This window comes from uncultured Bifidobacterium sp., assembly GCF_959020145.1.
Classification (GTDB): domain Bacteria; phylum Actinomycetota; class Actinomycetes; order Actinomycetales; family Bifidobacteriaceae; genus Bifidobacterium.
In genome coordinates this window covers 81,240-89,313 of record NZ_CAUEQY010000007.1, presented here as the reverse complement: position 1 = coordinate 89,313, position 8,074 = coordinate 81,240, and the positions used below count along the sequence as shown (strand labels likewise).

Sequence of the window (8,074 nt, the reverse complement as noted above, 5' to 3'; positions counted from 1 at the left end):
ACGCGAGACCTCCATCCAGAAAGTCGAATGGGATGAGGACGGTTGGCCGCGCGTGGTCGGAGGCCATGGCGGACAGCGTTACGTCGACGCTCCGAAAGACGCCATCGAGACCGTTGCCCCAGCGACGCGCGACGAGCGCGACGAGTTCGAATCCGACGAACTCGGACCGAATTGGAACACCCTGCGCGTCCCGTTCACCGACGCCATGGGCACGGTGGGCGACGGCAAACTGGCATTGCGTGGTCAGGGCTCGCTGTGCAACCTGTTTGACCTGTCCCTTGTGGCTCGTCGCTGGCAGGCATTCGATTTCGACGCCGAAACCAAGGTGCGTTTCGATCCGAAGAACTACATGCAGATGGCAGGCCTGACCAACTATTACGATGACCTGTGCTGGTCATGGGCGTTCGTCACTTGGGATGAGAAACGACATGCAAGGGTCATCGAAGTGGCTCAGAACGATTTCAACCAATACACGTCGTTCCTCAAGGATGACGCCATCGTGGTGCCCGAAGACGCCGAAGCGGTATGGCTGCGCACCAAGGTCCGCACGGAATACTATTCCTACGAATATTCCTTCGACGGTGAGCGCTTCACCGAGATTCCGGTGAAGCTCGATGCGAAGATTCTGTCCGATGACTATGTGAACCAGCGCTATGGCGGCTTCTTCACCGGCGCGTTCGTGGGTCTCGCCTGTGTTGATCTGTCTGGCTATGACGCGAAAGCCGAATTCGACTATTTCGATTATCGGGAGCTTCCCGACAACCGGTAGTCGATGCCGACGGGCGGCGATTCGCCGCATTCCTGCCGCCCGTCGGTTATTTGGTGAAATGAACGCAGACTCAATGGGGAGAATGCTGAGATGACTTTGCGATTGCCGAAACTACTTGACGACGGCTGCGTGCTGCAAGCCGGTGTGGACATGCATATTTGGGGCACCGGCGATCCCGGACGCATCGTATTGACACGGCTTGCTGACGAGCGGCATATGGTGCAGGTGAAAGACGACGGAACTTGGAACGCGCCGTATGGTCCGATCGAAGCTGGAGGGCCGTACGAGCTGACCATATGCTACGAGGACGGAGCGGAGCGTATCTCACGGCAGTGCTATGCGGGAGAGGTGTTCCTGTGCTCCGGGCAGTCGAATATGGAACTGCCTATGGCTTGGGTGCGCGCCGACTATCCACAGGAGTGGGACCGTGATCCCGATCCATTGCTGCGGCAGTACAAAGTGATTCCCGATTACGATTTCAAAGGTCCTCGCGACGATCACGACCGTGCGTTCTGGCAGGGCTGTGATGCGGATACGCTTGATGATTTCTCAGCGCTCGCATATTTTTTCGGTCGCAGGATCCGCCAGTGGCTCGGTGTGCCCGTTGGTCTGTTGAACATTTCATTGGGCGGCTCTCCGATCGAATCCTGGATGGACATTGACACATTACGAGCGTTCCCCGAAGCGCTCGCCAGTCTTGAACCGTACCTTGGCGATGGTGTGGCGTCGAAAAGAAGCCTCGATTCCGTTGCCGAGCGGGACCGGTGGTACCAGGCGCTTGGATACGAGGCCGTGGCCGATGCGCACCATGAGTGGCTGCCATTGATCGCGTGGGACTGTCCGGAATCCAAGAACATCGAGCCGCGCGACGTGGCATGGCATGACATACGCCTGCCTGGATGGTACAAGGATCGCGGACTTGCCGGTTTCCGTGGCGAGATTACCATGAGAAAAACCGTGTTCCTGCCTCCGTCGGATGCGGGGAAGCCCGCCCTACTGCGTCTGGGCACCATGAATGATGCCGACCATACGTGGGTCAATGGTGTGTTGGTCGGTGGGCGAAGCAATGTGTATGAGCCGCGGGACTATCCGGTCGCAGCCGGCGTGTTGCGCGCCGGCGCGAACGAAATCCGCATGCGTCTGGTCGTTGAACGGCCCGGCGGCCGTGTGACGCCCGGCAAACGGATGACACTGACCATCGGAGACGATGTCTTCGACCTGTCCGGCATTTGGCAGTATGCCGTGACCGCCGAAGCCGACCGCGATTGCCCATTCGAGGATTTCGTCAGATGGAAGCCGACCGGCTTGTACAATGCCATGCTTGCGCCGTGCTTCCCATACGCGGTGCGAGCCGTGCTGTGGTATCAGGGCGAATCGAATACCGGCGACTACGCCATGCGTTATGGCGATGAGCTGAAAGCCATGATTAAATTGTGGCGTGGCAAGTGGCATCAGCCGGATATGCCGTTCCTGATCGTCCAGCTTCCGAAATTCGGCATCGACGCCATCGAGGATGGTGGTTGGCCGCTTATTCGAGAACAGGAATGGAGAGTGGCGGACGAACTTGAACACGTGGCTGCGGTGGTGACGCTTGATGCCGGTGAAAGCAATGATTTGCATCCTCATGATAAGAAAACCATCGCGGATCGTGCATTCAATGTCGCGATGGATTTTGTGTATGGCCAGCAGGCTCAGCCTCAGCCGGTTGTTGAAACCGCAGAGGCGGACGATGGATTGTTGAGGATGCACTGCGTGTGGCGGAATTCCATGGGCGAACAGATGCAATCGCAGAATCGCCATCTGATGACGTTGGATGGTGACGTTCCGCGAGAAATTGATTTCCTGTGGCACGACTGCGCCACTTCGGTGCGGGCTGAGGCATGGCTGGATGGTTGCGATATTGTGGCGCGCATACCGTCGCGCATGCCGGACGAGGTGCGGTATGCGTGGAGCAACAGCCCGGAATCCGGTCTCATCTGCGACGGGGACGGTGTTCTGCTTCCGCCGTTTCATCTGCCGTTGCCCATGGTTGATTAGGAGCAGTCATGCGCAGACAAGTCATGATTCGTCAAGGATGTGTCGACGGATTCTCCGATGCGGATCCTGTGATCACCGTGTTTCGGGGCATTCCATATGCCAAGCCGCCTGTTGATGAGTTACGCTGGCGTGAGCCACAACCTGCTGAAGCGTGGGATGGCGTGCTCGAAGCCGGTGATTTCGCGCCGATGCCGATGCAGCCGCTGCCCGGCTCGGATGAGTTCTACGGCAGGGAATGGCAGATTGACGCTGACACTCCGATGGCTGAGGATTGTCTGTATCTGAATATCTGGACGCCGGCCTTGCGTGGATGCGGCAGTGGTTCCGAGATTCGTACGGATTCCCGTTGCGATGGGCATGGGCTGCCTGTGATGGTATGGCTTTACGGTGGAGCGTTTCAGACTGGATCTACCTGTGAGAAGGAGTTCAATGGAGAGCAGCTGGCCCGTCAGGGCGTGGTGGTGGTCTCCATTGCTTATCGGTTGAATGTGTTTGGTTTTTTCGCGCATGCCATGTTGGAAAAGGAAGCGGTTGATGGACGGCCTTGTGCGAATTTCGGATTTCTTGACCAGCGGATGGGCATTCAGTGGGTAAAGGACAATATTGCCTTGTTTGGTGGCGATCCTGCGAACATTACCGTGTTCGGCCAGTCCGCAGGGGCCGCAAGCGCGTTGGCGCAAAGTGTCTCGCCGATGAACGATGGTCTGTTCCAACGCGTCATCATGCAGTCTGGAGGTGGAACTGGTCTGTTCAATCGCCATCTGTGGTCTCTTGAGGATGCGCAGCGAAATGGAGCGCGTTTTTTGAAGTATCTGGAAGTTGAATCGATTGCCGAGGCGCGTTCTGTTCCTGCGACTGATCTGCTGGAGGCGGCGGTGACTTTTCCTGCTTGCGATTGGTCTGGGCAGGGTGATGATGTCGTATGGGCTCCGATGACTAATTGGATTCCCTGCGTCGATGGGACATTCCTTGTCGAGCAATACCGTGATGCGCTTATTGCGGGACATCGCGTTCCGTGTGATTTGTTGGTGGGGAACACGACCGGCGAGTTCATGGTTCCGGGCCCTGATGGCACTCCGTATCCGGAGGGTGAGTGCGGCAATCTGGATATGATCGATGCATGGGTGTCAGGCGGCGGCTCGGAACCATACAGGTATCGATTCGATGTGGATATGCCGGGGGATGATGCCGGTGCGTTTCATTCGTCCGATTTATGGTTTTCGTTCGGGACGCTCCCTGCGAGCTGGCGGCCGTTTCGAGGCTGGCATTACGATTTGTCCCATGCGATGAATCGATATTGGGTGAATTTCGCGGCGACAGGTGATCCGAACGGTTCCGGATTGCCTGAGTGGACGGCATGCGGACCTGATGGCCAACGATATATGCTGTTCGGTGGATGCCACGATACGCCGGGTAACGTTTCATGCGTCATGGTCAAGTAAGTGAATATAGTATGGTGTGAGCGTTCACTATAGTGCGGTGGAATGTGATGAAGGAGACGGATATGACGCAGGAGACGGAAGCGCTGATCGCGTCCGACGAGGATCTGACCAAACTGTTCGCCGGCAAGCCGACGCAATATCGCAAATCGAAGTCGCTGCCGAAATTCACAGGCGAGGCCATGCGCGCCTGCGCGAAGATCAACCGCATCTTCTTCGATGATCCGGACGAGGCGTACCGTTTGTTTCACGAGCTGGTCCCGGACGCGGGGGAGGGCGTGCAGTTCACGCCGCCGTTCAATGTCGACTACGGCATCGGATTGACCATTGGCCGCGGCACGTTCCTCAACAAGGATTTCATGGTGTGCGGCGGCGGATATGTGACGCTCGGTGAGGATTGTCTGATCGGTCCGCGCTGCACCATCGCCACACCCAACCATGCCAAGGACGCTGCCACCCGCCTGGCGGGCTGGGAGCATGCCAGTGCCGTGACCATCGGTGATAACGTGTGGTTCGGCGCCAATGTGACGGTCACGCCGGGGGTGACCATCGGGTCGAATTCCATCATCGGCGCCGGGTCCGTGGTGACACGTGACATTCCGGAGAACGTCATAGCCGTGGGCAATCCAGCGCATGTGATTCGTGAGATTCCCGAACATGACCCTGCCTTCGCCGATGTGGAAGGTTTGCTGTAGTTTTGCAAACGTTTCATAGGGTGTGTTGACGGCAAATCGATTTCTCCAGCCATGCGATGCAGGTGAGCGCGTAAAGCCTTATACGGAAGCTGTCGTTCATATTGTCGTTTCTATGAGTATGGTTCATGAATCAGCATAGGGCCGGGAAGCCCCATTGTTGGGAAGCTTCCCGGCCCTATGCCTGAATTCCTGCGGTGATGGATCAGCCGCGGGCCTTGGCGTAGGCTTCGTATACGGCTTCGGTCGGTTCGCCGGTCTCCACGCCGTCGATGGTGAGTTGCCATGCCGGAGGCTCGGTTTCGCCGGACAGCACCCAGGCGGCCTGGCGGGCCGCGCCGATGGCCACGTATTCGTCGGTGGCGGGTCGGGTCACGTCCATGCCCAGAATGCTTGGTGCCAGCGTGCGGATAGCTTCGGACTTCGCGCCGCCGCCGATGAGCAGAATGCGCGTGATGCTTGCGCCCAGGGATCGGATGAGCTCCAGGCAGTCGCGCTGGGAGCACAGCAGTCCTTCGACGAAGGCGCGGGCCAGGTTCTCGCGTGTGGTGTTGGCCAGAGTCATGCCGGAGAAGGTGGCGGTGGCATTCGGGCGGTTCGGCGTGCGTTCGCCGTCGAAATACGGCACCAGGGTGATGCCGCCGGCTCCCGGCTTCGAGGCGAAGGCCAGCTTGGCCAGTTCGTCGTAATCCACGCCGAGGGCGGCGCGGCCGGCGTCGAGGATGCGCGAACCGTTGATGGTGCAGGCCAGCGGCAGGTAGTGCCCGGTGCAGTCGGCGAAGCCGGATACGGCGCCGGTCAGGTCGTAGGTTGGGTTCTCGGAGATGGCTGCGGCCACGCCGGAGGTGCCCAGGGAAATGGACACGTCGCCGACGGCCATGCCCAGTCCCAGCGATGCCATGGCGTTGTCGCCGCCGCCGGGGGCGAGCAGGCAGCCGCCTTCGACGTTCTTGCCGGCGATGGCCGGATCGGCCTTGACGGGGGCGGCGTCGCGCGGCCCCAGCACGGTGGGCAGCACGATGGCCTCGGCGTGCGATTGCGCGGCTTCGGCGCCTTCCGCGGCCTCGAGCACCATGGCGATCAGGTCGCGGCGGTATTCGTTCGACGCGGCATCGTAGTAGATGGTGCCGGAGGCGTCGGAGCGGTCGGTGAACAGGGCTTCAAGATGGGCGTCCTCGCCTTCGGTGACCGGGCCGTAACCGGCGATGCGCCAGCTCAGCCAGTCGTGAGGTAGGCAGATGGCGGCGATTTTCTTGGCGTTTTCGGGCTCGTTCTCGGCCACCCATGCCACCTTGGTCAGCGTGTAGGAGGCGACGGGGGAGGAGCCTACGGCCTTGACCCAACGCTGCTTGCCTCGGGCGATTGGGTCTTCCGGCTCGCCGTCTTGTGCGGGCGCTGCGCCGAGCTTTTCGATCAGAGCCGCAGCCTGGGGCGCCGAACTGGTGTCGTTCCACAGCATCGCATCGCGGATCACATTGCCTTGGTTGTCGAGGATCACCATGCCGTGCTGCTGGCCGCCGACGGCCAGCGCGGATACGTCGTCCAGGCCGCCGGCCTGCTCGGCGGCCTCTTGGAATGCGCTCCACCAGTATGAGGGGTCGACGGATGTGCCGTTCGGGTGTTTGGCCTGCCCGAATCGTACAAGCTCGCCGGTTTCGGCGTCCGTCACGCGTACCTTGCAGGACTGCGTCGATGTGTCGACGCCTGCAACCAGAGTCCTTGCCATAGTTTGTGTTGCCTCCTTGCATGTGCCGTTCGCCGGTGGCGCACGGTTAATAGTTAGATGAATAAACTATACTATAGTAGTGTAGCATCAGGAAAGGCTCTGGAACATCGGTTCGGGGAATTCATGCTGATGCGGCAACACGGCAAACAGGGCAGGGACGGGAACGGCTATGGCATCTCTTCGCAGGATCAATCAGGACGATCTGCGCAATCACAATCTTTCGGTGGTGATCGACACGCTACTGCGTGCCTCCGGGCCGATGAGCCGAGCGGATCTTGCCAAGGAGACCGGGCTGACCAAGGCGACGATGTCGTTGCTGGTGTCGCTGCTGATCGATGCGGGCGTCGTCAAGGAGGGTGAGCCGCAGAACTCGGCCAGCTATGGGCGCCCGTCCACGCCGTTGATGCTGGGAGGCGGCAAGGTGTGCGGCGTCGGCATGCAGGTCAACACCGACGGCTATGGATGCATGGCTTTGGACATCAACCACGACATACTCAGGCACGAATGGGTGGATGCCGACATGAGCGGCGTCGAGCCGGACGTCGTATTCGGCAAGCTTGACGCCATGGCCAAGGCGATGGCTGAGGATCTGGAATCGAAACGATGCATCATCGCGGGCGTCTCGTGTGCGCTGCCGGGCTTGGTCACCTCCGACAAGAGGCTGCTCATGGCCCGCAATCTCGGTTGGGAGAATGTCGATCTGACCACGTTCGACGTTATGCGAGGGTATGACGTTACCCCGTGCAATGAGGCGAAGCTGGCCGCCATCGCGCAGATTCCGGGATATGCCTGTGCGCGTGCGGACGTGTTCGATGGCGTGGATTGCGCCGACTCCTTCCTGTATCTGTCGTGCGATATCGGCATCGGCGGCGCGATCGTCCGTGACGGTGAGATCGTGTCGGGAAGCCACGGTTTCGCCGGTGAGATCGGTCACGTGTCGGTGTCTTTAGACGGTCCGCTGTGCGGATGCGGACGACGCGGATGTTTGGAAACGTATGCTGGCCGTCGCGCGCTGGTCGAGGCTTCCGGAGTGGCCGAAAAGAATGCGGCTTCGAGCGGTGAGGCACTGGAGCGTCTGTTGGACGCATGGCATTCCCATGATGTGCGGACCGTGGAGGCCGTCGGACGGGCCATCGACGCGCTGGCCTCGGCCATCGGCTCCGCACTGAATCTGGCCGATGTCGATACCGTGCTGCTGGGCGGTTGGTGGACCGATTTCGGGCCGTTCTTCTACGAAACGCTCGAAAACCGTTTGGAATCGCAGGTCTTGGGGGCGTCGGACATGCAGGTGAGCGTGTCCATCCCGTTGGTGGCCGACCATCCGGCGTTGTACGGTGCCGCGGAAGTCGGCTTGCGCAAATTCATCGACAATCCGCTGACGTTCATCACCGACAAAGCATGATTCCTGAGC

General features: G+C 59.9%; 5 protein-coding genes and 1 pseudogene. 5 read left to right on the top strand and 1 reads right to left on the bottom strand.

What is annotated here, in order from left to right; translation table 11 throughout:
* The 4 genes and pseudogenes from Q5H33_RS04060 to Q5H33_RS04045 all read left to right on the top strand — a co-directional run.
* Window positions 1-769, top strand: a pseudogene (locus tag Q5H33_RS04060) (glycoside hydrolase 43 family protein); the annotation flags it as partial.
* Window positions 770-859: 90 nt separating this feature from the next.
* The gene (locus Q5H33_RS04055) at window positions 860-2,806 is read left to right on the top strand and encodes a sialate O-acetylesterase (protein ID WP_039774856.1); all 1,947 of its coding nucleotides are present in this window, start codon (window positions 860-862) and stop codon (window positions 2,804-2,806) included.
* Window positions 2,807-2,814: 8 nt separating this feature from the next.
* Window positions 2,815-4,248, top strand: a complete 1,434-nt coding sequence (locus Q5H33_RS04050) for a carboxylesterase/lipase family protein (protein WP_042990439.1) — start codon at window positions 2,815-2,817, stop codon at window positions 4,246-4,248.
* A gap of 62 nt (window positions 4,249-4,310) precedes the next feature.
* Window positions 4,311-4,940 (top strand): sugar O-acetyltransferase, encoded by a 630-nt coding sequence (locus Q5H33_RS04045; RefSeq protein ID WP_021913013.1) that lies wholly within the window; start codon window positions 4,311-4,313, stop codon window positions 4,938-4,940.
* Between the two features lie 202 nt (window positions 4,941-5,142).
* Here the strand turns inward: Q5H33_RS04045 and Q5H33_RS04040 are convergent, their stop codons facing one another.
* Entirely contained in the window at window positions 5,143-6,663 is a 1,521-nt protein-coding gene (locus Q5H33_RS04040) for a xylulokinase (RefSeq protein WP_021913014.1), read from the bottom strand.
* A gap of 169 nt (window positions 6,664-6,832) precedes the next feature.
* Here Q5H33_RS04040 and Q5H33_RS04035 point away from each other — a divergent pair, with 169 nt between their 5' ends.
* Window positions 6,833-8,065: an ROK family transcriptional regulator gene (locus Q5H33_RS04035; protein WP_033499245.1), complete on the top strand. Its 1,233-nt coding sequence runs from the start codon at window positions 6,833-6,835 to the stop codon at window positions 8,063-8,065.
* Window positions 8,066-8,074: the final 9 nt, after the last annotated feature.

Bases quoted from the DNA above. Each gene is read 5' to 3' on its own strand.
- Q5H33_RS04055 (WP_039774856.1), top strand. From the start codon at position 860: ATGACTTTGCGATTGCCGAAACTACTTGACGACGGCTGCGTGCTGCAA.
- Q5H33_RS04050 (WP_042990439.1), top strand. From the start codon at position 2,815: ATGCGCAGACAAGTCATGATTCGTCAAGGATGTGTCGACGGATTCTCC.
- Q5H33_RS04045 (WP_021913013.1), top strand. From the start codon at position 4,311: ATGACGCAGGAGACGGAAGCGCTGATCGCGTCCGACGAGGATCTGACC.
- Q5H33_RS04040 (WP_021913014.1), bottom strand. From the start codon at position 6,663: ATGGCAAGGACTCTGGTTGCAGGCGTCGACACATCGACGCAGTCCTGC.
- Q5H33_RS04035 (WP_033499245.1), top strand. From the start codon at position 6,833: ATGGCATCTCTTCGCAGGATCAATCAGGACGATCTGCGCAATCACAAT.